Source organism: Natrarchaeobius versutus, from assembly GCF_041205745.1.
Lineage (GTDB): Archaea > Halobacteriota > Halobacteria > Halobacteriales > Natrialbaceae > Natrarchaeobius > Natrarchaeobius versutus.
Genome location: NZ_JBGFCC010000003.1, coordinates 24198 through 50204, shown reverse-complemented (window position 1 = coordinate 50204; position 26007 = coordinate 24198). Strand labels below are relative to the sequence as shown.

Below are 26007 nucleotides of genomic sequence, written 5' to 3'. Positions count from 1 at the left end.
ATGCGCACGGAAGACGAACGCTACTTCGAGCGCCTCGAATCGCAACTCGACGAGGCGTTCGACGTCGCCGAGTGCGCGAAAGAACGCGGCGCCGATCCCGAACCCGAAGTGGAGATTCCGGTCGCACAGGACATGGCCGATCGGGTCGAGAACATCCTCGGCATCGACGGCGTCGCCGAACGCGTCCGCGAACTCGAGGGTGAGATGAGCCGCGAAGAGGCGGCGCTCGAACTCGCGAAGGATTTCGCGGAGGGTCGCGTCGGTGACTACGAGACGAAAGACGGGAAAGTCGAGGGTGCCGTCCGGACGGCGGTCGCCTTGCTCACCGAAGGCGTCGTCGCCGCGCCGATCGAGGGGATCGACAAGGTCGAGATCTTAGAAAACGGCGACGGGACGGAGTTCGTCAACGTCTACTACGCCGGTCCGATCCGTTCTGCGGGCGGGACCGCACAGGCGCTGTCGGTGCTCGTCGCCGACTACACGCGCGCGCTCGTGGGAATGGAACAGTACGACGCCCGCGAGGAGGAGGTCGAACGCTACGCCGAGGAAGTCGCCCTCTACGACAAGGAAACCGGCCTCCAGTACACCCCGAAGGACAAGGAGACGAAGTTCATCGCGAAACACCTCCCGATCATGTTAGACGGGGAGGCGACCGGCGACGAGGAGGTCTCCGGCTTTCGTGATCTCGAGCGGGTCGACACCAACAGCGCCCGCGGCGGGATGTGTCTCGTCATGGCCGAAGGGATCGCGCTCAAAGCACCCAAAATCCAACGGTACACCTCCCAACTCGACGAGATTGACTGGCCGTGGCTCCAGGACCTGATCGACGGTACCTACTACGACGAGTCGGCGGACGAGAACTCGGCGGACGACGGCGACGGGGAAGGCGAGACCGATGCGGATGACGACGAGAGCGGTCCCGCGGACGAAGACGAGTCCCCGGACGCCGACGAGACCGAGGGGCCGCCTCGCGTCGACTCGTCGAAGAAGTTTCTGCGCGACTTGATCGCCGGCCGGCCGGTTTTCTCTCACCCCTGTGCGGAGGGCGGATTTCGACTCCGATACGGCCGTGCGCGCAATCACGGCTTCGCGACCGCCGGCGTCCACCCCGCCGCGATGCACCTGGTCGACGACTTCCTCGCAACTGGCACGCAGATCAAGACCGAACGCCCCGGCAAGGCGGCGGGCGTCGTCCCCGTCGATTCCATCGAGGGGCCGACCGTGAAACTCGCCAACGGCGACGTCCGGCGGATCGACGATCCCGCGGACGCCCTCGAGATCAGAAACGGCGTCGAGGAGATCCTCGATCTCGGCGAGTACCTCGTCAACTACGGCGAATTCGTCGAGAACAACCACCCGCTCGCGCCCGCGTCGTACGCGCCCGAGTGGTGGATCCAGGACCTCGAGGCCGCCGGCGGGGACGTCCAGGCGCTCCGTGACGACCCTCGGATCGACCTCGAACACCCCGGCGTCGACCGGGCGATCGAGTGGGCCACAGAGTACGACGCGCCGTTACACCCCGAGTACACCTACCTCTGGCACGACCTCTCGGTCGACGCTTTCGACGCGCTCGCAAGCGCCGTCGTCGACGGCTGGATCGAACCGTCGAACGGTGGCGATGGGACGGGAACCCTCGTCCTCGACTACGCCGACGGGATCGCCGCGGCCCTCGAGACGATCGTAATCGAACACCGCCAGCGCGAGGATGCAGGTCGCCTCGAGGTCGACGACTGGAAACTGCTCGCGCGAACGCTTGGATGTGAGATCCGTCACACGGCGACAGACGGCGCATCGGAGGTCGGCGACCTGGGCGCTGACACCGGGTTGGGGGGCGAGCCCGCCACCGACGCCGGGATCGAACTCGAGCGAACCTGGGCGATCGAGGACCTCTCCCAACGTGCACGAACCTGGGGCCACGAATCACCGGGTGAGAACGCGATCGAGGCGGTCAACGAGGTCGCCCCCTTCGCGGTCCGCGAACGGTCGCCGACTCGGGTCGGCAACCGGATGGGCCGACCGGAGAAATCGGAGCGTCGCGACCTGAGCCCACCCGTTCACACGTTGTTCCCGATCGGCGAAGCCGGCGGCGCACAGCGAAACGTCGCCGACGCCGCCACGCACGCGGAGACGATGTCGGATACGCCCGGCGTCGTCGAACTACAGATCGGTCGCCAACGCTGTGAGAGCTGTGGCACGGAGACGTTCGAGAACCGCTGTCCCGACTGTGGCGACCGGACGGTTCCGGATTACCGCTGTCCCGACTGCGAGCAGGTCATCGAACCGGACGAGGCCGGCCGCGTCGAGTGTGGCCACTGTGAGGTCGAAGCGACCTGCGTCGAGATCCGCGAGGTCGACGTCCACGGCGAGTACCGCGACGCCCTCGAGTCCGTCGGCGAACGCGAGAACGCCTTCGAGATCCTCAAAGGAGTCAAGGGACTCACCTCGACGAACAAGATCCCCGAACCGATGGAGAAAGGGGTTCTCAGGGCGAAACACGACGTCTCGGCGTTCAAAGACGGCACCGTCCGCTACGACATGACCGACCTCCCCGTCACCTCGGTGCGGGCGAGCGAACTCGACGTCGACGTCGGCCAGCTTCAGGCGCTCGGCTACGAAGAAGACATCCACGGTGAAGCGCTCGTCCACGAGGATCAACTGGTCGAACTCAAAGTACAGGACATCGTCCTCTCCGATGGCGCGGCCGAACACATGATGCAGACGGCCGACTTCATCGACGATCTCTTGGAGCAGTACTACGGCCTCGAGCCCTTCTACGAACTCGAGGATCGACAGGACCTCGTCGGCGAACTCGTCTTCGGGATGGCACCGCACACGAGCGCCGCAACTGTCGGGAGGGTTATCGGTTTCACGAGCGCGGCAGTTGGATATGCGCATCCGTACTTCCACGCCGCGAAGCGGCGGAATTGCGACGGTGACGAGGACTGCGTAATGTTGCTCATGGACGGCCTTCTGAACTTTAGTATAAGCTTCTTGCCAGACAAACGCGGCGGGCGTATGGACGCACCCTTGGTCATGTCCTCGAGGATCGACCCCTCCGAGATCGACGACGAGGCTCACAACATGGACATCGTCTCCGAGTACCCCCGCGAGTTCTACCTCGCGACACTCGAGCAGGCCGACCCTGGCGAGGTCGACGTCCGGATCGCCGAGGACACCCTCGGCACCGACGGCGAGTACACCGGCTTTTCTCACACCCACGACACGACCGACATCGCGATGGGGCCGGACCTCTCGGCGTACAAGACGCTGGGTTCGATGATGGATAAGATGGACGCCCAGCTCGAGCTCTCGAGAAAGCTCGAGGCGGTCGACGAGACCGACGTCGCAGAGCGGGTCATCGAGTACCACTTCCTGCCGGACCTCATCGGGAACCTGCGGGCGTTCTCCCGCCAGGAAACGCGGTGTCTCGACTGCGGCGAGAAGTTCCGCCGGATGCCCCTGACCGGCGACTGTCGCGAGTGTGGCGGCCGGGTCAACCTCACCGTCCACAAGGGCTCGGTGAACAAGTACATGCAGACGGCGATCCAGGTTGCCGAGGAGTACGACTGCCGCGACTACACGAAACAGCGTCTGGAGGTGCTCGAGAAATCCCTCGAGAGTGTCTTCGAAAACGACAAGAACAAGCAAAGCGGGATCGAGGACTTCATGTAGCGCGTGGCGACCCGATCCGCCGTCGTCTGCTTCTCATTCGTTTTCTGGCCACCATCGAATTCAGTCGACTGGGTCGGCTTTCGACAGATTCGTTCGGATGAACGCGAACAGTTGCTCTCGAATCACCGACGCGACGTCGTCCATCCCCAGCAGTACTGCGTGGTCGATCACGGCATCACAACTAACGACGAGAAACGCAGCTGCCGCCTCGGGTTCGACGTCTTTGAACGTTCCAGCATCGATACCGTCGGCGATTATTTCGGCGAGAGTATCGATAACTGACTGTTGATGGCCGACTAACCGTTCCCGAAATGCTTCGTTGTGCGGTGCATGAGCCGTCAGCTCCGCGAGGGCGATGTACAGTCCCTCGTATTCGCCGTATTCCGCCGAGTCGAGTACATCTCCGAGAAGAATACCACAGGCTTCGTACAGTCGATCTTCTGGAGTTTTCGCGTCGATCATCTCGAGTTGTTCGTCGAACCAATCGATCGACGAATCGAGAAACGCACAGATGAGCGCGTCTTTCGAGTCGTAATGATAGTAGAGTGCTGACTCTCCTCTCGAGTACTCTGCGGCGATTTTCTTCGTTGTGAGGTCTGCATAGCCGTGTTTCGACAGCGCCTGCATGACCGCCCAAATAATTTCGCTGTCAGGTACGCCCGTCCCGTGATCGACGTCTTCGCCGCCCATACTGAGTGGGTGCTCAGTCAGGTAATAAATGTTATGGTGCCTGGGTGAGAACTCGTAGGTATGTTCGATGAATGCCCCGGTTGTGGAGCGGTCCACCTCGATATGACCGTCGATTCGGCGGAATCCGTGGTCGTCTGTCCGGACTGTGGGCACGACCAATCGATCCACCAGGAGCCGCTTCTGATCGTCAGTGGAGCGGGTGGGACCGGGAAGTCAGCGGTACTCCGTGAACTTCGCGGGACGCGCGACGATGTCGTACTCCTCGATTCGGACGTCGTGTGGCGTGAGGAATTCTGGGACGAAATCGATTGGTACGTTCGAACGTGGCTTCGTCTCTGTCGAGATATTGCCCAGTCGAAGCGTCCTCCGGTTCTGTTCGGTGCGGGACTCGGCGTTCCTGCGAGCATCGAAGCACACCCTCAACACGAGTGTTTCTCGGAGATCCACTATCTCACACTCGTCTGTGACGACGACGAGCAAGCGCGCCGACTAGAGGCTCGTTCCCCAGGACGACACCCCGGCGAGTTCGAGATGGATCAGTCCGACATCGACGACCAAGTAGCGTTCAACCAGTGGTTCAAGAATACCACAGACGAGGAGTTCACAGTCGTCGATACGACTGACGCAACGATCGGCGAAACGACGACACGAGTTGACACGTGGATCTCTGATCACACGCCTACCAACACAGCTTAATCCGACCTTCAATCCCGTGTGTGGTTGATCTGCCCTCGCCACTCACCCGGTTCGAATCAATATCGCGCATAGTGGTTTACGAGGGAAACGACGTCCGTTCGGAACCCATCCGTATTCTGTACGCTCACGCCTGCTAACCATCGTCTTCCTTTTATATCCCTCCGACGCGTCGGGTTTCCTATGGCGTCCGAAGAAAAACGACCGCGATTCGGCTTCGGGACGGAAGTGTACACCGAGGACGGCAGACAGATCGGTCGTATCCGCGGCTTCGACGAGGAGGGGTTCTACGTCACGCTCCGGGATGGCCTCGAGGGGATGAGCGTCGAACACGTCCGATCGGGCCACGAGTTTGGCGAGGCCCACCTGATGTGGCGCTGTCTCGAGTGCGGCGAGATGGGAAAACTCGACCGTGAGCTCCCCGATAGCTGTCCATCCTGTGAAACCGGTCGGGAAAGCCTCTACTACTGGACCGAAGACTGATTGCGGGCAGACGGAAATCGTTTTTACTCCGCCTTTCTCACTGCGAGTCACGGATGGAGATCGTCGTCTTCGGCGCCGGAAGCCTCGGAAGCCTCGTCGGCGGAATCCTGGCCAGCGACCGAACCAACGACGTGAGGCTCGTCGGTCGCCAGTCCCACGTCGACGCCGTCCGGGAGTCCGGCCTCCGGATCACGGGTGAACTCGAGACCCACGTCGCTCCCACCGCGACGACCGACGGGCGGGCGCTCGAGGCGGATCTCGCGATCGTCACCGTCAAAACGTCCGACACCGCGTCGGCCGCCGCCGCGCTCGCGACCGGCTCGTTCGACGCCGTCTGCTCGCTCCAGAACGGAATGGGAAACGAAGAGACGCTCGCGAACCGACTCGAGGCACCGGTGCTCGCCGGCACGGCGACGTACGGTGCAATTCTCCGTGAGCCGGGCGTCGTGGCGTGTACGGGGCTCGGAGACGTGGTCTTCGGCCCGCGAGACGGCGGTTCGTCCAAACTCGCCGATCGAGTCGGCGAGGCGTTCGCCGTGGCCGGCCTCGAGACGACCGTCGTCGACGACATGCCTCGCCGACTGTGGGAGAAACTGGCGGTCAACGCCGGGATCAACCCGGTCACGGCGCTTTCGGACGTCGACAACGGGGCCGTCCTCGAAGGGCCGTCGAACGACCTCGCCCGCGCGGCGACCCGCGAGACGGCGCGCGTCGCTCGAGCGTGTGACGTCTCCCTCACGAACCGGGAGGCGCTCGCGGCGATGGAAGACGTCGCCGCGGATACCGCGGCGAACACCTCCTCGATGCGCCAGGATGTCCGCGCCGGAAAACGAACCGAGATCGACGCCATCAACGGCTACGTGGTCGACCGGGCGGCCGAACTGGGCATCGAGGTTCCGACGAACCGGGCGCTTACGTCACTGGTCGAGACGTGGGAACGGGGATCGGATCTCCGATAACCGTCGGTGACGTTCACTCGAACCGCAATCGGCGCTGGCGGTCGCTCCGGTTTCCGGTGTACCGTCGTGCGCTCGAGGCGCATCCACTCGGTGTGATGTCGACAAAAACGCAAAACGAACGTCAACAGCTTCGAAGCCGTTCAGAACGGTGCTTCCGGTCCTTCGTCGGCTTCGCCGTCGTCGACGGTTTCGCCGGGGAACGACGGACTCATGCCACCCATGTCGTCGCCACCGCCGTCCATACCGGTGTGGGCGTTGACCTGCTCGATCTCGGGAATCTCCTTGACCATCCGGCTCTTGATCGCCTGAATCGTCATCGGCGAGATACCACAGCCGCTACAGGCACCGCCGAGGGCGATGGTGACCTCTCCACTCTCGCGATCGAGATCCTGAATCGCCGCGCTGCCGCCGTGCATCTGGATCTGCGGAAAGTTTCGACGGAGGAAGTTCGTGACGCGCTCTTCGAGGTCGTCTCCGTCGTTTTGGGTTTCGGTACTCATGGGCGACCGTTGGGGGGCCGAGCCCCTAAACCTTCCGTCCCAGGTGTTCGATTCGGTTCGGACGAACTGCTGTCGATCGGCTGTGGCGTAGTCACAGGACGGATGCGCGATTCGGGTGACGCGAGAACCGCAGCGGCGAACAGAGGACGACCAGCGGGCTGTGCGATCAGCCGACCAGCGGGCTGTGCGATCCGCGTGTCACTCGGTACGGTCGTTCTCAGGCGAAACCGAAGACGCGCCGAAGTTCGGTTTCGATCTCTTCGACGTGTCGCTCGAGGACCTCCTCGAACCGGTCTTTCTCGACGAGTACTCCTGAGAGGCGGTCGTACGGCTCTTCCGGAAGTTCGATTCGGAACTCGCCGTCTCCCTCGTAGAAGGGCTCGCTCTCGTTTAGCACCTGCTGGTCGATCGCGTGGACGAGTTCCGAGTCGTATCGGTCGTTCATCCGGTTGAACGCGTTTTTGTACGCCTGCTGGAGCTCGGGAAAGTAGTTTGCGTACTTGTCTTCGAACTGTTCCGGATCGAAGTCGGTCATATCCGATCAGTCGGTCAGCACCGACAAAAGTCGGACGATCGGCTCCGACATCGGGATCACGTCGTTTCGGTTGACGTTCTTCCCAGTGTAACCGGTAGGCACCTCCTACATACGGTGGATGCGTGCGCAAGCGGAACTGCCACCCGAGTCACCATCGATAGCTCACCTATGCCGACGGATCAACACCCCATCCCAAGAGAGGAACTGCCGCCGGGATGGGGGCCGACGGAACTCCGTGACGATCGATTCGCCTATCGTCACAGCCGTCCACCGATCGAACTCATCGCCGACGTCACCGCCGCCGACAGATCCCATCCCAGTCTCGGAATCTGCCGGTGCTGGAAACTTCGCTACCGATACTCGCTTGCAGACCGGACGATTTCGGAGACGATCGGACACGTATCGACCCGCCGAGCGGCCGTCGACGGGCTCCTCGAGTGCATGCACTGCGTTCACGACGTCGTCAGCGACGCGGCGGACCCGATCGAAGTTCAACGCGTTCTCGATCGGGTTTCACTCACGTGTTTCGTCCCTGAATCCATGGACACGACGGCTCCGTGAACCGACTCGTGAGTGCTACTTCGGTGAACCGTCCCGTGAGTGCCGACCGTCAAACCCGTCTCGTGAGTTGATCCCGGAGCGTTCGCTGACATTGTCTGCAGAGTCTACACAACCGCGTCGCGATCGAAACGATCGGATAGGTGACCCGAAACTCCGCATACAGGTATTCGACGATCGATCGGTGGCGGTGTCCTCCTTTCCGGTATCGGTTGGCCGTTTCGGAGAGCGTACGCTGACGCGTTTCGAGGAGCGACTCCAGGCGCTCGTGGGCGGTCTCGAGGCGTTCGTGTTTCTTCCTGAGACGGTCGAACCCCCAGTCGAGAAGCGACCCCTCTGTGACCGACAAGAGGATCTCGGTCACGTCGTCGACGACGTCGATCGCGTTTCGCACCGACTGCCGTTCGGCTTCGAGAGCCGTTCGCATTCCGTCCGCTTCGGACCGCCGTTCTGCTGTCCTCTCGAGAACCGCGGTTTTGACCGATTGCGTCCACTCGCCCCCGGTTGTGAGTGCGAGCGCGACGTCGTCGGTAAACTCCGCCGCGATCGTCTCGACGAGCGTCTCCTCGTGACCGATGTCGGCGGTGCTGTGTGGCTCGATCGTTCGAGCGAACTCGCGTCGGACGACGGCACAACGGTCGGTCGTGTCGCCGGCCCTACCGGCTGGCGTTGTCTCCCGGACGAGGGTCGGAACCATCCCGTTTGTCGCCCGCGAGGCGCTTACGTTAGGCTGATCGACCGGAATATCCCGAACCCGTCGCTCGAACGTCTCGATCGCCTCGAGTCGCCGTTCGACTGCCTCCGCCTCGCTCGAGACGCGCTCTCTCGCCCGATCCGCGATCGTCGTCATCTGTGTTCACGGGCGCAGACGAGGCCGCCCGTGGCCGTGGATTGTGCGGTCAATACGAGCCGCCAGTTGCCGTCTCCGAGCGCGTTAGCCTCGGTCACGCCGAACGTTGACGACGGTTCGTCCACTCGACGCAACAGGTCGACGCCGAATGGAAGCGTCGGAAACGTCCGTCCGCTACTGTCGACTGCGTATCCGTGGACGTAGACGATCCACGCATCTTCACCTGTCTCGGGGATCGGGTATCGAGTACTGCCGAATCCGGCGACGAGCGAGAGCGACGAGAGATACTCGAGGCTCTCGACGATCGGATCCGAAGAGGGCGGGGCGGGCGCCAGGTGCCTCGCCGCTTCGCGCACGAGTTCGTCGCGTTCCGTGACGGAGAGCTGTCGTTCGAGTTCCGTCGCCATCGTCTCGAGTAACACCAGACAGAGCAGGTCTCGGTCGGCGACGGTTTCGGCCGCCGCCAGGTAGGTGTCCATGATCGTTCGCTCGACGTCGCCGTGGTCTCGAGCCGACAGCGACTCGAAGACCGCCCCGGAGACGTCGTGACAGAACTCCATGAGCGACTCGTTCCGTCGGTCACGAACGCCCGTCTCGGAGTTCGTCGACCGGCTGTCCCGACGCTCCCGGGGTGTCTTTGCCTCGGTCGCCTCTCCGGTCTGTCGTTCAGTAACGATCGGATCGTAGAACGAAAGCTGTGGATCGTACCGACGGAGGGCGTCCCGATACCGTTCCGTCGCCTGTGCCGCTTTCGCGGCGTCGCCACGGGTTGCGAATCGCTCTCCGACGACCGGAACGGGTTGTTCTCCGGACCGGGCACAGACGACGGCGTATCGCCCGTCGTCGACCGTCAACTGTTCGATGCGGCTTCGAATCTCTCTGAGTGTCGTTCCGACCATGCGTACTCTCCTCTTCTCCGTGGGCGCCTGCTCGAGCAATCGGCCCTGTCGGGCTGCTCGAGTTCGATCGCTCTCTCTATCCTTTAGGCTAACCTAAAACGATATAAAGGTGGTGGATTTTAGGCCAACCTAACGATTGATGCGGGCGTTCGGTTCCGGGACTGCGGGTCGGTCGGTCCGTCGTCGTTCTCGCCCCCCTCGAAGCCCATCACCGACTCGTGGCTTCGGATGGTCGAGATTCCCACAACCGTTATGGGTAACAAACAACGACCCTCTTCGGAAGGCCCAGTTTTAACCGGCAAGTCCGCAATCTGGAACCATGCCTGGTGCCTTCGACTCGCAGACCACGACATGGTACGACTCGCCGGCCGCGGAGTGGCTCGAAGCGCTCCCCATCGGTAACGGTCGTCTCGGCGCGATGGTCTTCGGAGGCCCTGGCGTCGACCGGATCCAGTTCAACGCCGACACGCTGTGGGCAGGTGGTCACGAAAACCGGACGAACCCGGTCGCAGGGGAGCATCTCGAGGAGATACGACAGCACCTCTTCGACGGCGACGTCGAGCAGGCACAGGCGCTCGCCGAGGAGAAACTGATGGGTGACCCGATCCGCCTGCGCCCCTACCAGCCCTTCGGCAATCTCGTTCTCGACGTGGGCCACGACGACGTCACCGACTATCGACGCGAACTCGACCTGTCGGCGGGTCTCGTGCGCGTCCGCTACGACCACGAGGGGACGACCTACACTCGCGAGTACTTCGTCTCGGCGCCGGATGACGTGATGGTGGTCCGACTCACTGCCGACGGTCAGGACGACGTGGACGTGACGGTCGGCCTCGATCGTGAGCGGGGTGCGCGAGCGGCTGTCCAGGACGACACGCTTTCCCTCCGTGGTTCGGTCACCGATACGCCGACCGACGACCGCGGTGCGGGCGGCTGGGGACTGCGCTTCGAAGCACAGGGCCGCGTGAACGCGCCCGAGGGAGTGCTCGAGCGTGTGACGGGTGCGGACGCACCGGGTGCGGCAGCTGCCGGCCTCGAAGTCACGGGTGCCAACGACGCGACGGTCGTGTTGACCGGGTGTACGAGCCACGAGACGGCGGATCCGACCGCGACCTGCGAGGACGTCCTGAACACCATTGCGGGCCGGCCCTACGACGACGTGTGGCGCGCACACGTCGCCGACCACCGCACCCTGTTCGACCGCGTGGAACTGGACCTGGGCGAGCCCGTCGACCGGCCGACGGACGAGCGTCTCGACCGGATGTCTGAGGGTGCCGACGATCCGCACCTCGTAGCGCTGTACGCCCAGTTCGGGCGCTATCTCCTGCTGGCGAGTTCCCGACCCGGGACCGAGCCCGCGAACCTCCAGGGGGTCTGGAACGACGAATTCGACCCACCGTGGAACAGCGGCTACACGCTGAACATCAACCTCGAGATGAACTACTGGCCGGCGCTGCAGGCGAACCTCGCGGAGTGTGCGGCCCCGGTGTACGACTTCGTCGACGAGTTGCGCGACCCCGGCCGGCGCGTTGCCGAGGCCCACTACGGCTGTGATGGCTTTACCGTTCACCACAACTCGGACCTCTGGCGAAACGTGGCGCCCGTCGACGGCGCACAGTGGGGGCTCTGGCCGATGGGCGCGGCGTGGCTCTCCGGACTGGTGTGGGACCACTACGCCTTCACCCGCGACGAGACGTTCCTCCGCGAGACGGCATACCCCATCCTGCGGGACGCAGCGGCGTTCCTCCTAGATTTCCTCGTCGAACACCCCGCGGAAGACTGGCTGGTGACCGCGCCCTCGATCTCGCCCGAGAACACCTACGTCACCGACGACGGACAGGAGGCGACGGTCACCTACGCGCCGACTATGGACGTACAACTCACTCGCGACTGCTTCGATCACTGTGTCGCCGCCGCGGACGTACTGGATATCACGGGCGAGTTCCACGAGGATCTGGTCGCCGCTACCGAGCGCCTTCCTCCGATACAGGTGGGTGAACACGGCCAGTTACAGGAGTGGATCGAAGACTACGACGAGGCTGACCCGGGGCACCGCCATATCTCCCACCTCTACGGCGCGCACCCGAGCGACCAGATCACGCCACGGGAGACGCCGGAACTCGCCGATGCGGTCCGAACGTCACTGGAGCGACGACTCGAGCACGGCGGGGGTCACACCGGCTGGAGCGCCGCGTGGCTGGTCAACCAGTTCGCCCGCCTGGAAGACGGCGAGCGGGCCCACGAGTGGGTCGAGACGTTGCTCACGGACTCGACGGCGCCGAACCTGTTCGACCTCCATCCGCCGTTCCAGATCGACGGGAACTTCGGTGCCACCGCGGGTGTCGTCGAGATGCTGCTAGGAAGTCACGGCGACGAGATCCGTCTCCTCCCCGCACTCCCCGACACGTGGACCGAGGGATCGGTCTCGGGACTGCGTGCTCGAGGTAATTTCGAAGTCGATCTCGAGTGGTCGGACGGGAGTCTGGACAGCGCGACCATCCAGTCGGGGTCCGGAGTGCGCTGTCGCGTGCGGGCGACGCCTGACCTCGCAGTCGAGGCGTCCGACGGTGGTTCGGTAGACGCACACTGCGACGATGGCGTGCTGGTCTTCGAGACGAGGGCTGGTGAGCGGTATCGTGTGAGCGCAGTCTCCAGCTCCAGGTGAACGTTTCAGGATTCGTAAACGAAACGTTCGATCACCGCATCCGTCTCGCACGTGGTTCCGTTCCCAGTCGCGTAGGGACCGAGGAAGACGCCCGTAAAGCCGGTCGCTACCTCCGTCGAGAGGTAGCGGGTCGCCGCCGATGCGAGTTTGTCGCCGTCTACGCGAAAGCGGTAGTCGTCGGTGTCGGCCACTACAGCCAGGTCGGTCGATGCCCCAACCGGGGTTCGTCCGACCACGTCCGTCGCGTCTCCAATACGGAGGCGGACGACGGCTTCTCGCTGCCCGTCCCGCCGGATCACACCGAGTTGATAGTGGTGCCGTTCGTTGGCTACCACCGCGAGGCCGGCCTCCTCGCCGTTGTCTGGATCGAAGGACAGTGACAGTTCAGCCCGGCAGTCGAAGGCTGTCTGCCGACGGCCGACGAAGGTCGAACCGGATTCGTCGAGGGTTTCTGGACCGCCGCGGAGGCGGAGCCCTTCTGCCCCTGTCTGATAGCGTTCGTAATCTGGGTTGCGGCGGAACTGCCACTCGACGTCCAACCCGTCCGCGAACGTGGTTTCGGTGTACTCGAGCGTGTTCGGTTTTGTCTGGCGTTCGCCGGGGAGGGACGCCTCCATCTCGGCCTCGAGCGGCTCACCGCCGTTGACTACCGGCCAGCCGTCCTCCCACGAGAGGGGTGCGAGGAACGTCTCTCGACCGAGATGGTGGTATCTCGGCCACGGGCCACGCTGGCGGATGCCGAGACAGACGAGCCACCAGTTCCTGTTGTCGTCCGCGACGATGTCGGCGTGGCCGACGGCACGGATATCCGCTCGTGGACGACCCCAGTGTGTCAGGACGGGATTGTCCGGACACCCCTCGTACGGACCCGTCGGATGGTCGGCACGCGCCGCCACGACCATGTGACCCGCGTGGGTCCCTCCTTCGGCGAGGAGCAGGTGATACGTTCCGTCTCGTTCGACGATGTGTGGGGCCTCGACGTACGGGTCACGGAAGCCGGTCCAGATCGTCTTCGGTTCGCCGAGTTCGCCGGTCTCGACGTCGAGTTCGGCTATACGGATCGGATTCTCGGTGTCTTCGTCGTGACACGTGAAGTAGCAGGTGCCGTCGCCGTCGAAAAAGAGGTCGGGATCGAACCCTGGTGCGTCCACATACGTCGGGTCAGACCACTCACCTGCTGGGTCCTCGGCGGTGACGAAGAAGTTGCCGTCGCCGCTGACGTTCGTCGTGACGAGGTAGAAGGTCCCGTCGTTGTGCCGGAGGGTGGGTGCAAAGATGCCACCGGACGGGCCGACGTTTCGTACGTCGAGTTGCGACTCGCGAGTGAGTGCGTGACCGATGGGTTCCCAGTCGACGAGGTTCTCGCTTCGATAGAGCGGGACGCCAGGGAAGTACTCGAAGGAGCTCGTAGCGAGGTAGAAGGTTTCACCGACTCGGCAGATAGTGGGATCTGGATGAAATCCCGGGAGTATGGGGTTCTCGTAGCGCATAGATATCTCTTCTCGTAATGAATTTTTATTCTACCGCTCTCGAGAAGAGATTTTGGATAGCGAGAGCAGAGCGGTTAGATCGACTCGTTCTTACTGGCCAACAGAGGAGCCACTGACCGCCTATACCGAGAGATACCGGGTACGGGTTTCTCCTTCGTGTATCCTCGAGATCGGGATGGACGAGACGCCGTGCTGACAGCCGGTGGGTGCGTCGAAGTAGTGTTCTCGGATCTCACACGGACGATTGGCTACCAGGAGACGGTCGCACCCGCTTCGGGAGGAGTGGCTACGCTCCGAGATGCCGCTTGGCCCACAAAATATGGCAAACATCGTCTCTCCTGGACAGTGGTGGGTGATCCACGGGCACAGTTTCGGGAACTCCGAACGATCAGGCGATGCTCGAGGGAGAAGTATCGTATCCTCCGAAACTGTGTTATCGGAATCTACCTCATTGAGTATATCGAAATACGATTTATTGCGTTCGCTTTCCGTTCTACCACTTCTGCGTCGAACCGCCGTCGTCGTCACTCTCGAAGCGACTGTCGGCGGATATTCCCGAACGGTCCCGGCGTGGCGAAGGTCAGAGGTGTGAGTGTCCCGGAGCTGGTTGGCGGCGTTCGTCTCGCGGCGGATCGTTTCGTCGAAGCTCGACTTCGGTCCGAACTCGTCCCTGAATTGGTCGGTCATGCTATCGTCGTCGATTTCCTCCGTTGCTCGCGAATCAGCGACCAACTCGCTCGTGTCTGCCGCTCGAGTGTGAGCGAGAAGAACAGTTTCAGTTGTTACGATATTGTCCGTGCGCTCTCGAGTCTGGTTCGTGTCCGTATTGGACCACCTTCTTCTCGACACACCAGGTGGTCTTCGACCGAGCGTTTCGCTCGGGTATCGACGGATCGTCGTTCGAATCGATTCCGTTCGATCCCTTGTGGTCGGCGTCGATTCGTCGTGATCGAATCCACGCGGGCGCGTCGATAATTGCATTTTCCACCAGCGTTTGGCGGCTGGCTCTCGCCGGGCTTTCCATCAGTCCGATCGAACTGCAGTGGGTGGTCTCATACGGATTACTGTAACGATTTACCGGCGCAACCGCGACTCGGGCGGCGGTTGCGCCGGAAATGACTTACAGTAAACCGTATCACTCGTTTCTCGTTTGTGGGCCTCGAGGCGACCGGTCGCTTGCACTCGAGACCTTCCAACGGGCGTCTCCCGACGGATCGTCCGAGTTCAGACATCGGGTGTGCTCATGAGAATATACTACATGGTGCTATATCGAACTGCCCGGCGCGTGTCACCACGGACAACACAGTGTTTATGCTGACCAACGGGCTATTGTTGGCACTGACCGGCGGAATCCTATGACGACGCCAATCCCTTTCGCTATCGACTTTCACGTTCACTCCGACGATTCCTACGACGGCCGTGAACCGATCGAACTCGTTCTCGAGCACGCGGCGGACATCGACCTCGACGGCGTCGTCATCACCGACCACGACGAGATCGGCGAGTCGCTTCGCGCCGCGTCACTCGCGCCGGAGTACGGGCTGATCGGTATTCCGGGCGTCGAGGTGTCGACGCGTCACGGCCACTTGCTTGCGATCGGCGTCGAGACGCGGCCCGATCCCGGACTTCCGTTCGACGAGACCGTCGCGACCGTCCGCGAACTCGGCGGGATCGCCATCGTTCCACATCCGTTTCAGCGAAGCCGCCACGGCGTCCGGAAACGACACATTACAGACGCGGACGCGATCGAGACCTACAATTCGATGCTCTTTACCGGCTACCGCAATCGCCGTGCACGGACGTTCGCCCGCCGGCGCGGGTATCCGGAGATCGGTGCGAGCGACGCCCACTACCTGCCGAACGTCGGCAAAGCCTACACCGAGATTCTCGTGACACCCGAGAATGGACGGGCCTCCAAAGCGGAGATCGACGGCGACGACCTCGTCGAGGCGATCCTCGAGGGCCGCACTCAGATCCGCGGCAAGCGCACGCCCGTCCACAAGAGCTCCGTCCAGTATGCGAAGGGTGCGATCAGGAAGTCGGCGTATCTCCTCACGTCTCGCACGCCGCTCGTTCCGACGGTGCCGGGTTCGATGGACCGATCAGGATAGCTGGTCGCCGACGAGTTCGTCCGCCAGTTCGACGAACTCCGCTTCCTTCCCGCGCGGAACGGTCGCTCCGGCCGCGACGTCGTGACCGCCGCCGTCGCCGCCGACGGCTCGAGAGGCCTCGCCTACGACCACCGAGAGGTCGAGACCGCGACGGACCAGCCTGTGCGTACCGCGTGCGGAGACCTTGGTTTCGACGTCGTCTGCGCCGCCGTCGTCCGTCTTCTCCGCGAAGGCGAGAATCGGCTTCGACCGGCTGATGCCGTCGTTGCCCATCGCCATCCCGGCGACGATACCGACGATTGTTTCGCGGATCCGATCGCCGGCGTGGAACCACTGGACGTGTTCCTCGACGGTGACGCCCTCGCGGGTGACGAGGTCGATCCCCGACGAGAGGTTCCGACGGTGATCCCGAAGCAGTTTCCGGGCGCGTTCGAGCGCCCCCTCGCGATCGCCCAGACAGACGCCGAGGCCGACGTCCGCTCGGTCGTAGCGGGCGGTCGCGTTCAGTAGCGTCGAGAACTCGCTCGCATCACGAAGCTCCGAGCCCACTGGCTCGTCCGAGAGGACGTACGCGGTCCCGACGAGGTCGTCGATCTTTCCCGCGGGAACGCCTGACTCGACGGCTCGCCTGACGAGCGCGCTCGCGACGGTCTGTTTCTCGTCGTTCGTGAGGCCGGCCCACCGGCGCCACTCGCCGTCGCGTTTCAACTCGAGGTCGAGGTCGTCGAGAAACCGGAGCGCGCCGCCCTCGTCGTTCGAAATACCTGGAATGCGGACGTCGGTGGCGTACTCGAGTAGCTTCGGGAGCGGACGGGTCTGTTTTCCGTACAGCGCGAGGTCGGTCCCGGTCTCGAGGACGCCGGCGTCGACGCCCTCCTCGACGATCTTCGCGTTCGCGCCGTGGAGCTCGCCGCTCGAAGCCTGCATGTCGCCGACGGCGCCGACGACGGCGAGCGCGGCGAGGTCGCGGTTGTCCGCTCGAGCCGCGAGCGCGGTCGAACTAGCATCCACGGCGGCGCCGCCGTCGGTCGTCACTGCACGGTCAGAACCGTCTGCTCGCTCTCGGTCCGCTTTGCCGTCCGCAACCGCCGCCAGCGCTCGCGCAAGGACGTAGCTCGCGCCGGCACCCGAGAGCTCCGAGGCGCCGTTGATCCCGAACAGCAAGGGGTTGAGGTGGTATTCGGTGTCCCGGTCGGCCGGCTGGTGGTGGTCCGCGATGATCGGTGTGAAAGCGCCCTCGTCCTCGCACTCGCCGATGACGTCCAGTTGCCCGCTCCCGAAGTCCGTAAAGAGGACCGTCTCGTAGTCGGTCGCCGCGATATCGGCGATGGCGTCCTCGTCCAATTGCTTCTCGAAGACGACTTCGAACGGAATCTCCGCGCGCTCGAGTGCCCGCGTCGCGATCGCGGCGCTCGTCAGTCCGTCGGCGTCGATGTGGGATGCGAGGAGGACGCGATCGGCCTCGTGGAGGCGTTCGGCGCACGCGGTCGCTCGCTCCGCGAGTTCGGGGACCGGTCCGGTCATCGGTGCATCGGTCGACTGTGGGTCGTCATGGGGGATAAACCTCCGGTCCGACGACTCCGGACTCACGATCGGCCGACGAACCGCCGCCCCGTCCGGCAGTACCGTTATGTCCTCCTGTCCGAACAGTTCGGTATGGACGTCTTCGTCGCGGGCGGTTCGGGGTTCGTCGGCCGATCGCTGTGTCGCGTTCTGGTCGACCAGGGCCACGACGTAACCGCGGCTTCGCGATCACCCGACCCGGCCGAACTGCCGGCCGGCGTCGAACCGGTCGCCGTCGACGTTACCGAACCGGACCTCGAGGCCGTCGTCGACGGCCACGACGCCGTCGTGAACCTCGTGGCGCTTCCGTCCCACGTCCAGTCGCGAGGGCGAAGTCACGAGTCGGTCCACGCGGACGGGACGCGCCACCTCGTGGAGGCGAGCGAACGAACCGGCGTTCGGCGGTTCGTCCAGTTGAGCGGGCTGGGCGTCGAGTCGGGCGTCGAGACGGCGTACTTCCGGGCGAAACGGCGGGCCGAGCGGGTCGTCCGCGAATCCTCCCTCGAGTGGGTGATCTACCGCCCGTCGGTCGTGTTCGGCGACGGCTGTGCGTTCGTGGCGTTTCTCGAGCGGCTGGCTCCGACCCCCATAATCGTCCTCCCAGGCGGCGGTCGGACGCTCTTGCAACCGATCTGGGTCGAGGAGCTAACGCCGCTGATCGCCGACGGCCTCGCGGACGACCGCCACGTCGGGAACGCCTACGAGATCGGCGGCCCCGAGGCGCTCACGCTGGCGGAGGTCGTGACGCGCGTCCGCGACGGCGTCGTCGTCCCGATTCCGATGTTCTTGACCGGCGCCCTCGCGGCGCTGGCCGATCCGCTCCCCTGGATTCCCCTCGGCAGGGACCAGTACCGTGCTCTCTCACTCGAGAACACGACGGACGACGACGCGCTGGCGGCGTTCGACGTCGACCCGGAGTCGCTCCGACGGTTCTCGGCCGACGTGCCGAGCGAGGCGGAGATCCGTGCGGGCGCCTCCGACGAGCGTGCGACGCGCGAAGGGAGTGCGAAGCAAGCGGTGAGTGCAAACCGGGAGCGGCGAGCAAGCCGCGACCGCCCCGATCGGGATCCGGAGGTGGGTCCGTGACGGGACTGTTCGAACGCGCGGTCGGCGAGGATTGGTCGACGCTTCACCCGCAGGTTCGGGACCGCTACGGCCTCGAGGTCGCGGGCGGCCGCGAGGCGGTCGGCGTCGGCCGAATGGACGAACTCACGCGAAGCCCCCTCGCACTGCCGGTCCTGTGGCTCGCCACGATAGACGACTTTCTCTTCCCCGAGGGCGGGACCGACGTCCGATTTTCGGTCGTCACGGAGCCGTTCGTCGACGGAAACGGGAACGAGGCGCTTCGCCTCGAGCGACGGTTCGACACGTCGCCGCCGCGGACGTTCGTCGACACGCTCCGGTGGAACCCCGCCCGCGACTGCATCGTCGATCTCTTCGGCACGCGCGGACACGTCGCCGCCGATCTCTACGCCGACGCCGAAGACGGCGCGCTCGCGCTCTCGATCGGGACCCAGTATCTCCGCGTCGGGGGGCGTTCTCTCGCGCTTCCGGGACCACTTTCGGCTCGAGGACGCCTCACTGACTGGTACGACGACGAGACCGAGTGCTTCCGGGTCGAGGCCGACATCGAGAACCCGCTCGTTGGGTCCATATTCGGCTACGAGGGGTCGTTTCAGAACGACTTCCGATCCGTCGACGACGGGTCGGCGAGCCGGCCGCCGCTGGCCGACGTCGAACTGCCAGGTGAGCGGGGGTGACCGACCTCGAGACGGCGACTCGAGCGGCGACCCCGGCTCCCGAGGTGGGCGTTTCGACGCCGCGTCTCGCCGGACGGCGTGTGACCGATCTGAGCGCCGTCCTCGGGGCGGTCGTCTGGCTCGCGCTCGTCGCCGTCTCGGCGCCGGGTGCCGGGTGGATCGCGCTGTCGCCCGTCGAACTGTACGTCGCGCTCGCGACGTTCGTCCTCGTCCCGCTCGGGATCGGCCTCGTTCCGCGCGAACACCGGGGACCGGCCCGCCACTCGAGCGGTGGCCGGACCCCGCGTCTCTATCCGCTCGCCGTCGTCGGACAGTTTCCTGCGGCAACGGCGGCCGTCGCCGCGATGGCCTTGCCCCGGGAATCGCTCGCGGCGGTCGCGCTGGTGGTTCCGTGGCTCGCCGTCACCGCCATCCTGGCGGTCCTCGGAGTTCGAAATCTCCGCTCTCGAGGCGTCGGACCACTGCCGGCGCTCGCCGTCGACGCCGCGCTTCTGTACGTTCCCGTCGCCCCGGTCGCGCTCTTGCTCTCCGTCGCCGGCGTCTCGGTCGGCTTCGCGCCGATCATCGTCCTCCTGACTGCGGTCCACTTTCACTACGCGGGCTTCGTCCTCCCGCTCGTCGTCGGCCTGGTGGCTCGAGTCGTCGCGGACGACCGGGAGTTCCCTCCGACGCTCGCCGGACGCGCGGCGGCCGCCTCGACGGTCGCGGTCGTCGTCGGCATCCTCGCCGTCGCGGTCGGCATTACTGTCTCCCCGCTCCTCGAGTTCGTCGCGGTCGTCCCGTTCGTCGCCGGCGTCGTCTGTTTCGCGGGCGTCACGATCCGCGGCGTCGTTCCCGTCGCTCCGCGGATACCGGGCGTTCTCCTCCTCGTCGCGTCGCTCTCGCTGTGTACTGGGATGACGTTCGCGCTCGCGTTTTCTTACTCCTCGCTCCCCGGTACCGCCGCGCTCGTCACGATTCCGGAGATGGTCCGCTGGCATGGTGCGGTCAACGCGTTCGGCTTCGCACTGCCGGCGCTGGTGGCGTTTCGACTGCTCGAGTGAGCGGCTGAGCGCCGACCCGATCTCGAGCGTTCGGGCGGGCGCCGACGCTGATCGTCGGCTCGTACGGTCCGCGATGACTGATTGCTGGTCGGTCGCCCGCCGTTTTGGGCCGACAGGGGCCGACTCATCGCAGTCCGTATCATACGGTCTGCTGTCAGTCATTTCCGGTGCGACCGCGATCCGTCCTGCGGTCGCACCGGTAAATCGTTACAGCAAACCGTATCAGGCGTCCAACCGCTCGCAGACGGCCCTCGCCAGCGCGTCGAACGTCGCCTCCGGCGGGACGACGTCGGCCTCGATGCCGTGTTCGGCGGCCGTCTCCCGCGTGGGTTCGCCGATGACCCCCACGACGGCGTCGGAGAGTCCCTCGAGCGCCTCCTCGCGGACGCCGCGGTTTGTCGCGGCCTCGAGGAAGTGCTCGACGGTCAGCGACGAGGTGAAGCAGACGGCGTCGAGGTCGCCGGCCGCGGCGCGTTCGGCTGAGTCGCCGCTTCCCTCGGGTCGAACCAGTCGGTACAGAATCGTCTCGTGGACGTACGCGCCGGCGGCCTCGAGGCCCTCGAGCAACACCGGACTCCCGTGATCGCTTCTGGCGACCTCGAGGCGTGCCCCGTCGACGTCGGAGTCGAGCCGTTCGACCAGCCCGCTCGAGGTGTACTCCTCGGGGACGACGTCGACCGCGTACCCCTCCGCGCGGAGGGCGTCGGCCGTCGCGGGGCCGATCGCACAGACCGTCGCCTCGCCGGGCGTCCAGCCCGCCGCGGAGACGAGTTCCGCGCCGGTCTTGCTGGTGAGCACGGCGTAGTCGGCGTCGATCCGCGGACTCGCGCCCGTCGGCTCGACCGCGAGCATCGGGTCCGGAACGGGGTCGGCGCCGAGGTCGGAGAGAACGGAAATCGCGTCGTCGATTCGCTCGTCGTCGGGGCGGAAGACGGCGACCGTCGGGCTATCGCTCATCGATCAGACCCCGTCCTCGCGCTCGCCATACTCGTTTTGCAGGAACTCGCGTACCGACTCGCGGCTGGCGGCGACGTCGCCGATCACCGTCACCGCCGGCGGCGAGATATCGGCCTCGTCGCGAACCTCGACGATCGTCTCGAGGGTGCCGTTCGCTACCTGCTGGCCGGGCCAGGTACCGCGTTCGATCAGCGCGACCGGCGTCTCCGGGTTCATCCCGGCCTCGCGCAAGGCGGCCGCGTAGTCGGGGAGTCGACCGACGCCCATGAGGACGACGATCGTGCCGCCGGTCGCCGCGAGCGCCGTCCAGTCGACGGCCGACTCCTCTTTCGTGGGGTCCTCGTGACCGGTGACGAACGAAACCGAGGAGGCGTGATCCCGGTGTGTGACTGGAATCCCGGCGACTGCGGGGGCGGCGATCGCCGAGGTGACTGCGGGGACGACCTCAAAGGGCACCTCGTGGGCCGCGAGGTACTCAGCTTCCTCGCCGCCGCGGCCGAAGACGAACGAGTCGCCGCCTTTGAGTCGTACCACGGAGTTGCCCTCGCGGGCGAGTTCCACCAGCCGCTCGTTGATCTCCGACTGCGGGGTGCGCTCGCCGCCGGCGCGCTTGCCGACGTCCTCGCGTCGGTCCTCGGGGAGCGCGTCGATGATCTTCGGACCCGGGAGCTTGTCGTGGAGGACGACGTCCGCGTCCTCGAGCAGTCGCGTTGCCCTGACTGTCAGTAACTCGGGGTCGCCGGGACCGCTCCCGACGAGGTAAACCGTTCCAGGTTCGGTGACGGGCTCCGTATTTGGGCCCGATTCGCCGTCCGTGTCCCTCTCGTTCGACGTCATCCCGTTACTTTCCCTCCGGTTGATCGTCTTCGGAGACGGGCGCGCCGTCTCCGGCGTCCTCGCGCGCGCCCTCGATCAGTTCCGCCGCGCCGCGGTCGGCGAGGTCAGCGGCGAACTCGCGGGCCGCCTCCGCGTGGTGTTCGACTGGAAGGTCACGGGTGGCGGTCACTGACTGCTCGCCGTCGCGGTCGAAGACGCTCACCCGCGTGTGGACGTACTCGCCCTGCAGGATGGCGTAGATGCCGATCGGTGCGATACAGCCGCCGCCGAGTTCCGCGAGGAGCGTCCGTTCGACGGTCGTCTCCACCCGACTCCGCGGGTGGTCGATCGCGTTCTGGATTTCGCCCGCCGTCTCGCCGTCGACGGCCGTCACGGCGAGGGCGCCCTGGCCCGGTGCGGGAACGAACGACCGGGTGGGCAGTTGCTCGTAGTCGACGGCGTGGAGGAGTCCGCTTCGCTCGAGGCCGGCCTCGGCGAGTACGAGCGCGTCGTACCCCGTCTCGACCTCGCGGCCGAGGGCCTGCTTTTCGAGTTCCGAGAGGCCGTCGAACCACTCGTCGACCGTTCGGTCGTACGCCGGTTCGAACTCCTCGTCGCCCGTATTCGCTTTTCGTTCGCTATCCGCCTCGCTCCGGTTCTCGTGTTCTTCCTGTAGCGCGGGCGCGAGCAACTTCTCGAGGCGGGTGTCGACGTTGCCCCGAATCGGTTCGATTTCGAGATCCGACCGTTCGGCGAGCACCTGTGCGCGCCGGCGCAGACTCGAGGTGCCGACGGTCGCTCCGTCGGGGAGTTCCTCGAGCGTCGATCCGTCGGGCGTCACGAGGACGTCGCCCGGCGATCCGCGTTCCGGAACCGCGGCCGTGACGAGTTCGTCGGGCTGTTCGGTCGGCATGTCCTTCATCGAGTGGATCGCACCGTCGAGGTCGCCCTCGAGCACTCGTTCGTCGAGTTCGCGGACGAACGCGCCCGTCTTTCCGAGCCGGTGGATGAGTTCGTCCCTGATCTGGTCGCCCGTCGTCTCGACGGTGACGAGTTCGACCTCGTACCGTCGATCCTCGAGGGCTCCTTTCACCAGCGAGGCTTGCCGCCGGGCGAGAGCGGATCCTCGCGTCGCCAGTCGTAACGTCCCGCGCGTTCTCATAGGCGTCAGTCGTCGCCTGAGGTATGAAAAGCGCACGCTTGTCCCGCGCTCGTCATCGCCGATCTCTCGAGACCCGTTCGTCGGGCGGACAAGTGTGGGCCACCATCCCGTCGACAGCTTGGATCGTCAGGCGGCAGGTGTGGCCGCCATCCCGTCGACAGCCTCGTTAGCGTCGGGTTTCGCTTGTCTCGGATCGCAAACGCGAGACGGCGAGTGTGACGAAGAGGGCGACGAGGCCAGCCACCGCACCGAATCCTGGAACGCCGTCGGAATCGTCGGCCGCCCCGGCTTCGCCGTCGTCGTCAGTACTGTCACCCATCTCGACTTCGCCTTCGTCGTCAGTACCGTCGGCCGAGTCGTTGGTTCGCTCCGCTCCGGGGTCGTCGGTTTCGGGCTCCCCGGGATCGGACGGCGCGTCCTCGTCGGAAGCCGTTCCCATTCGTTCGAATCCGTGACTCGGTACAGACTGACTCCGTCCGCGCCGGTGCTGTGGCCCTCGAGGAGGGATGTGGCGAGCGTGTCGTCGACACCGACCTCGAGTCCGTCGACGTCGTTCGCTTCGGGCGAGATGCCGAGCAGTTCGAACGAGAGGTCGTCGACGTATGCGCGTGCGTAGGCGTCACCACCAAGATCCATCTCGTCGGCACTATTGATGAACACTCGAACGGTGGCGTGGGTCGCGTCTTCGGGCGGAACAGTCGTGTCCGAGAACGCGTCGAACTCGGTCGTGCCCTCGGATCTCATCTCGGAGAGATCGACGTCGTCGCCTTCCGACACGCCGAGTTCCGTCCCCGCTTCGTCTAGATAGTCGACTTCGAGCGTGACGTAGCTATCCTCCGGGGTCGCTTCAGTTCCGACGAATCCCGCAAGTTCGTACGTATAGCCATCCCGAACAGGGACCGTCTGCTCACCCACTGCGTCGTATCCGTCCCCGCCACGGTCACCGATCGCGTACGACCCGACCGGCGGACTTTGCTCGCCGTTCGGGTCGACCGGCCCGGACCGCTGGGGATCGATACAGCCGAGATTCCCGTTTCCGGGTGAGACGTCGACCCACGCGTCGAACTCGTTGGGATCGCAATCAGCGTCCAACAGCGTACTGTCCCTGACCCAGATTTCGACCGTCGCGGTGCTCGAGTCGTGTTCGTTCTCGATCTTGTACTCGAATGCGTGCGTGCCGACCTCCGTGGGTTCCTCGAGGCTGAACGAGCCGTCGTCCTCGACGGTGAGCGTTCCGCCGGCGAACGAGACCGAATCGCCCGGCTCGTAGTCGGTGGCGCTCCCCGAGAGATCGCCGCCGCCGAAGTTCACGAGTGTCGCGTCTGGGGTGCCGAGTTCGTCCACGCCGTTGCCCCAATCGTCGAACAGGGTGTCCGACGGCTCGAACGCGTGATAGATGCCGACTTCGGTCGTGACGTCGCGGGCGTTCACCGGGTCCTCTCCCGAATCGCCCGCTTCGATCGAGAGGTCGTCGAAGTAGACGCCCGCAGGATCTTCGTGCCCGCTCGGACGGACGACCGTGAGTCGGAGGGTCGCCCGTTTCGCGTCGTCGGGGGCGTCGGTAACCTCCGTGAACCGATCGAAGTCCGTGCTCGATTCCGACTGAAGATTCTCGAGTGTAAATCCCTCCTCAGCGATCACGTTACCGTCCGAATCGAGGTACTCGAATTCGACGGTCCCGGAGTACTCGGCAGCGTCAGTTCCGTACTGTCCCGAAACGGTGTACGTCTCACCGCCAACGACGTGGACCGTCTGTTCGGTGTCTACCTCGTCGTCGAGGTTGATGTAGTTGTCCGTGAACGACCGTTCCCCGACGGCCGTGTGATCGGTCTCGCCAAACGGTAACGCCTCGAGATCGAGACAGGAGATATCGACACCTTCCCATCCCACCGGTTGGTCTTGTTGGGTTCCGTCCCACTCCTCACACAGCGGATTCTCGAGTTCGTGGTCGTAGACGTCGATCGTCACCGTCGCGTCGTCGTGGTCGCCCTCGAGACCCAGCCGATAGTCGAACTCGAAGGTTCCCGTCTGCGTCGGGTTCGTCAGGCTGAACGTCCCATCGGCGTTTACCTGCAGATCGCCGCCGGCCAGCTCGGCCGTCTCCCCCGCATCGTTGTCGGTGACGCTCCCGCCGAGGTCGCCGCCGCCGAAGTGGGTGATCACCGCGTCGTCGTCGAATCCGCGATCGTCTTCGTCCTCGCCGAACTCGTCGTCGAACAGCGTCCAGTCGGGCTCGAGCGTCTGCTCGATTCCCGTTTCGACGCCGTCGACGTCGAACGTGGTTGGTGCGTCGCTAAATTCCTGGAACTGCACCTGATCAGCCCACAGCAACGGTCGATCCAGACCGAAGTCTCCCCCGTTAATCAGTTTGATTCGGATGACGGCTTCGTCGGCATCCGGCGGGGCGACCGTCGACTCGGTGAACTGGACAGGCTCAGTATGATCTTCGGGCTGGAACTCCCCGCTGTCGATCATCCCGTCGCCGATGAGGGTACCGTCGTCGAGAAACTGCACCTCGAACTGTGCGTAGTCGTCCGTCACGTCGTCCGATCCGACCCACACGCTGAACTGGTATTCCGAGCCACCGGTCACCGAAACTGT

At 64.7% G+C, this 26007-nt stretch carries 21 protein-coding genes; 10 read left to right on the top strand and 11 right to left on the bottom strand.

Annotated elements, in window-relative coordinates; genetic code table 11:
• Complete coding sequence (locus tag AB7C87_RS08250) at positions 1 to 3672, top strand: DNA polymerase II large subunit (protein ID WP_369729326.1); 3672 nt, start codon at positions 1 to 3, stop codon at positions 3670 to 3672.
• A gap of 60 nt (positions 3673 to 3732) precedes the next feature.
• Here the strand turns inward: AB7C87_RS08250 and AB7C87_RS08245 are convergent, their stop codons facing one another.
• On the bottom strand, positions 3733 to 4362 hold the full coding sequence (locus AB7C87_RS08245) for a TetR/AcrR family transcriptional regulator (protein ID WP_369728956.1): 630 nt from the start codon (positions 4360 to 4362) through the stop codon (positions 3733 to 3735).
• A gap of 60 nt (positions 4363 to 4422) precedes the next feature.
• On the opposite strand from AB7C87_RS08245, the gene AB7C87_RS08240 reads away from it, so the two are divergent.
• From AB7C87_RS08240 to AB7C87_RS08230, 3 genes are all read left to right on the top strand, one after another.
• Positions 4423 to 5058, top strand: a complete 636-nt coding sequence (locus AB7C87_RS08240) for a P-loop nucleotide/nucleoside kinase family protein (protein ID WP_369728954.1) — start codon at positions 4423 to 4425, stop codon at positions 5056 to 5058.
• Between the two features lie 180 nt (positions 5059 to 5238).
• A complete protein-coding gene (locus AB7C87_RS08235) occupies positions 5239 to 5538 on the top strand; it encodes a DUF7130 family rubredoxin-like protein (protein WP_369728952.1) in 300 nt (99 codons plus the stop codon).
• Positions 5539 to 5591: 53 nt separating this feature from the next.
• Entirely contained in the window at positions 5592 to 6497 is a 906-nt protein-coding gene (locus AB7C87_RS08230; protein WP_369728951.1) for a ketopantoate reductase family protein, read from the top strand.
• 140 nt (positions 6498 to 6637) lie between these two features.
• Here the strand turns inward: AB7C87_RS08230 and AB7C87_RS08225 are convergent, their stop codons facing one another.
• Entirely contained in the window at positions 6638 to 6997 is a 360-nt protein-coding gene (locus AB7C87_RS08225) for a NifU family protein (protein ID WP_369728950.1), read from the bottom strand.
• A gap of 217 nt (positions 6998 to 7214) precedes the next feature.
• The gene (locus AB7C87_RS08220) at positions 7215 to 7532 is read right to left on the bottom strand and encodes a DUF5783 family protein (RefSeq protein WP_369728949.1); all 318 of its coding nucleotides are present in this window, start codon (positions 7530 to 7532) and stop codon (positions 7215 to 7217) included.
• A gap of 168 nt (positions 7533 to 7700) precedes the next feature.
• Here AB7C87_RS08220 and AB7C87_RS08215 point away from each other — a divergent pair, with 168 nt between their 5' ends.
• Positions 7701 to 8093 (top strand): hypothetical protein, encoded by a 393-nt coding sequence (locus AB7C87_RS08215; protein ID WP_369728948.1) that lies wholly within the window; start codon positions 7701 to 7703, stop codon positions 8091 to 8093.
• Between the two features lie 49 nt (positions 8094 to 8142).
• On the opposite strand, the gene AB7C87_RS08210 is transcribed toward AB7C87_RS08215, so the two are convergent.
• Both AB7C87_RS08210 and AB7C87_RS08205 read right to left on the bottom strand, forming a co-directional pair.
• On the bottom strand, positions 8143 to 8940 hold the full coding sequence (locus AB7C87_RS08210) for a DUF7260 family protein (RefSeq protein ID WP_369728947.1): 798 nt from the start codon (positions 8938 to 8940) through the stop codon (positions 8143 to 8145).
• A complete protein-coding gene (locus AB7C87_RS08205; protein WP_369728946.1) occupies positions 8937 to 9839 on the bottom strand; it encodes a DUF7551 domain-containing protein in 903 nt (300 codons plus the stop codon). Before AB7C87_RS08205 ends, AB7C87_RS08210 begins: the two co-directional genes overlap by 4 nt.
• A gap of 319 nt (positions 9840 to 10158) precedes the next feature.
• On the opposite strand from AB7C87_RS08205, the gene AB7C87_RS08200 reads away from it, so the two are divergent.
• Positions 10159 to 12504 (top strand): glycoside hydrolase family 95 protein, encoded by a 2346-nt coding sequence (locus tag AB7C87_RS08200; protein WP_369728945.1) that lies wholly within the window; start codon positions 10159 to 10161, stop codon positions 12502 to 12504.
• Between the two features lie 5 nt (positions 12505 to 12509).
• Here AB7C87_RS08200 and AB7C87_RS08195 read toward each other — a convergent pair whose 3' ends face one another.
• Positions 12510 to 13994 carry a glycoside hydrolase family 43 protein gene (locus AB7C87_RS08195; RefSeq protein WP_369728944.1) on the bottom strand — a complete coding sequence of 495 codons (1485 nt, stop codon included), beginning with the start codon at positions 13992 to 13994 and terminating at the stop codon, positions 12510 to 12512.
• Between the two features lie 1355 nt (positions 13995 to 15349).
• Here AB7C87_RS08195 and AB7C87_RS08190 point away from each other — a divergent pair.
• On the top strand, positions 15350 to 16105 hold the full coding sequence (locus tag AB7C87_RS08190; protein ID WP_369728943.1) for a PHP-associated domain-containing protein: 756 nt from the start codon (positions 15350 to 15352) through the stop codon (positions 16103 to 16105).
• On the opposite strand, the gene recJ is transcribed toward AB7C87_RS08190, so the two are convergent.
• Positions 16097 to 17629, bottom strand: coding sequence for a RecJ family nuclease (gene recJ, locus AB7C87_RS08185; RefSeq protein ID WP_369728942.1), 1533 nt, complete (start codon positions 17627 to 17629; stop codon positions 16097 to 16099). The two genes, AB7C87_RS08190 and recJ, sit on opposite strands and share 9 nt — an antisense overlap.
• Before the next feature lie 132 nt (positions 17630 to 17761).
• On the opposite strand from recJ, the gene AB7C87_RS08180 reads away from it, so the two are divergent.
• From AB7C87_RS08180 to AB7C87_RS08170, 3 genes are read left to right on the top strand one after another with little or no spacing between them, the layout of a single operon-like run.
• On the top strand, positions 17762 to 18754 hold the full coding sequence (locus tag AB7C87_RS08180) for a complex I NDUFA9 subunit family protein (RefSeq protein ID WP_369728940.1): 993 nt from the start codon (positions 17762 to 17764) through the stop codon (positions 18752 to 18754).
• The gene (locus AB7C87_RS08175; protein ID WP_369728939.1) at positions 18751 to 19428 is read left to right on the top strand and encodes a DUF4166 domain-containing protein; all 678 of its coding nucleotides are present in this window, start codon (positions 18751 to 18753) and stop codon (positions 19426 to 19428) included. Before AB7C87_RS08180 ends, AB7C87_RS08175 begins: the two co-directional genes overlap by 4 nt.
• The gene (locus tag AB7C87_RS08170) at positions 19425 to 20471 is read left to right on the top strand and encodes a YndJ family transporter (protein ID WP_369728938.1); all 1047 of its coding nucleotides are present in this window, start codon (positions 19425 to 19427) and stop codon (positions 20469 to 20471) included. The genes AB7C87_RS08175 and AB7C87_RS08170 overlap by 4 nt, the downstream gene beginning before the upstream one ends.
• A 222-nt stretch (positions 20472 to 20693) precedes the next feature.
• Here the strand turns inward: AB7C87_RS08170 and AB7C87_RS08165 are convergent, their stop codons facing one another.
• The 4 genes from AB7C87_RS08165 to AB7C87_RS08150 all read right to left on the bottom strand — a co-directional run bounded on the left by AB7C87_RS08165 (position 20694) and on the right by AB7C87_RS08150 (position 25998).
• Positions 20694 to 21428 carry a uroporphyrinogen-III synthase gene (locus AB7C87_RS08165; protein WP_369728937.1) on the bottom strand — a complete coding sequence of 245 codons (735 nt, stop codon included), beginning with the start codon at positions 21426 to 21428 and terminating at the stop codon, positions 20694 to 20696.
• A gap of 3 nt (positions 21429 to 21431) precedes the next feature.
• Entirely contained in the window at positions 21432 to 22265 is an 834-nt protein-coding gene (gene cobA / locus AB7C87_RS08160) for a uroporphyrinogen-III C-methyltransferase (protein ID WP_369728936.1), read from the bottom strand.
• Between the two features lie 4 nt (positions 22266 to 22269).
• The gene (hemC, locus tag AB7C87_RS08155; RefSeq protein ID WP_369728935.1) at positions 22270 to 23406 is read right to left on the bottom strand and encodes a hydroxymethylbilane synthase; all 1137 of its coding nucleotides are present in this window, start codon (positions 23404 to 23406) and stop codon (positions 22270 to 22272) included.
• A 126-nt stretch (positions 23407 to 23532) separates the two neighbouring features.
• Positions 23533 to 25998 carry a hypothetical protein gene (locus AB7C87_RS08150; protein ID WP_369728934.1) on the bottom strand — a complete coding sequence of 822 codons (2466 nt, stop codon included), beginning with the start codon at positions 25996 to 25998 and terminating at the stop codon, positions 23533 to 23535.
• Between the last annotated feature and the right edge of the window lie 9 nt (positions 25999 to 26007).

Excerpts from the sequence above, each read along its gene's own strand:
- AB7C87_RS08250 (WP_369729326.1), top strand. The coding sequence starts at position 1 with ATGCGCACGGAAGACGAACGCTACTTCGAGCGCCTCGAATCGCAACTC.
- AB7C87_RS08245 (WP_369728956.1), bottom strand. The coding sequence starts at position 4,362 with ATGGGCGGCGAAGACGTCGATCACGGGACGGGCGTACCTGACAGCGAA.
- AB7C87_RS08240 (WP_369728954.1), top strand. The coding sequence starts at position 4,423 with ATGTTCGATGAATGCCCCGGTTGTGGAGCGGTCCACCTCGATATGACC.
- AB7C87_RS08235 (WP_369728952.1), top strand. The coding sequence starts at position 5,239 with ATGGCGTCCGAAGAAAAACGACCGCGATTCGGCTTCGGGACGGAAGTG.
- AB7C87_RS08230 (WP_369728951.1), top strand. The coding sequence starts at position 5,592 with ATGGAGATCGTCGTCTTCGGCGCCGGAAGCCTCGGAAGCCTCGTCGGC.
- AB7C87_RS08225 (WP_369728950.1), bottom strand. The coding sequence starts at position 6,997 with ATGAGTACCGAAACCCAAAACGACGGAGACGACCTCGAAGAGCGCGTC.
- AB7C87_RS08220 (WP_369728949.1), bottom strand. The coding sequence starts at position 7,532 with ATGACCGACTTCGATCCGGAACAGTTCGAAGACAAGTACGCAAACTAC.
- AB7C87_RS08215 (WP_369728948.1), top strand. The coding sequence starts at position 7,701 with ATGCCGACGGATCAACACCCCATCCCAAGAGAGGAACTGCCGCCGGGA.
- AB7C87_RS08210 (WP_369728947.1), bottom strand. The coding sequence starts at position 8,940 with ATGACGACGATCGCGGATCGGGCGAGAGAGCGCGTCTCGAGCGAGGCG.
- AB7C87_RS08205 (WP_369728946.1), bottom strand. The coding sequence starts at position 9,839 with ATGGTCGGAACGACACTCAGAGAGATTCGAAGCCGCATCGAACAGTTG.
- AB7C87_RS08200 (WP_369728945.1), top strand. The coding sequence starts at position 10,159 with ATGCCTGGTGCCTTCGACTCGCAGACCACGACATGGTACGACTCGCCG.
- AB7C87_RS08195 (WP_369728944.1), bottom strand. The coding sequence starts at position 13,994 with ATGCGCTACGAGAACCCCATACTCCCGGGATTTCATCCAGATCCCACT.
- AB7C87_RS08190 (WP_369728943.1), top strand. The coding sequence starts at position 15,350 with ATGACGACGCCAATCCCTTTCGCTATCGACTTTCACGTTCACTCCGAC.
- recJ (WP_369728942.1), bottom strand. The coding sequence starts at position 17,629 with ATGACCGGACCGGTCCCCGAACTCGCGGAGCGAGCGACCGCGTGCGCC.
- AB7C87_RS08180 (WP_369728940.1), top strand. The coding sequence starts at position 17,762 with ATGGACGTCTTCGTCGCGGGCGGTTCGGGGTTCGTCGGCCGATCGCTG.
- AB7C87_RS08165 (WP_369728937.1), bottom strand. The coding sequence starts at position 21,428 with ATGAGCGATAGCCCGACGGTCGCCGTCTTCCGCCCCGACGACGAGCGA.
- cobA (WP_369728936.1), bottom strand. The coding sequence starts at position 22,265 with ATGACGTCGAACGAGAGGGACACGGACGGCGAATCGGGCCCAAATACG.
- hemC (WP_369728935.1), bottom strand. The coding sequence starts at position 23,406 with ATGAGAACGCGCGGGACGTTACGACTGGCGACGCGAGGATCCGCTCTC.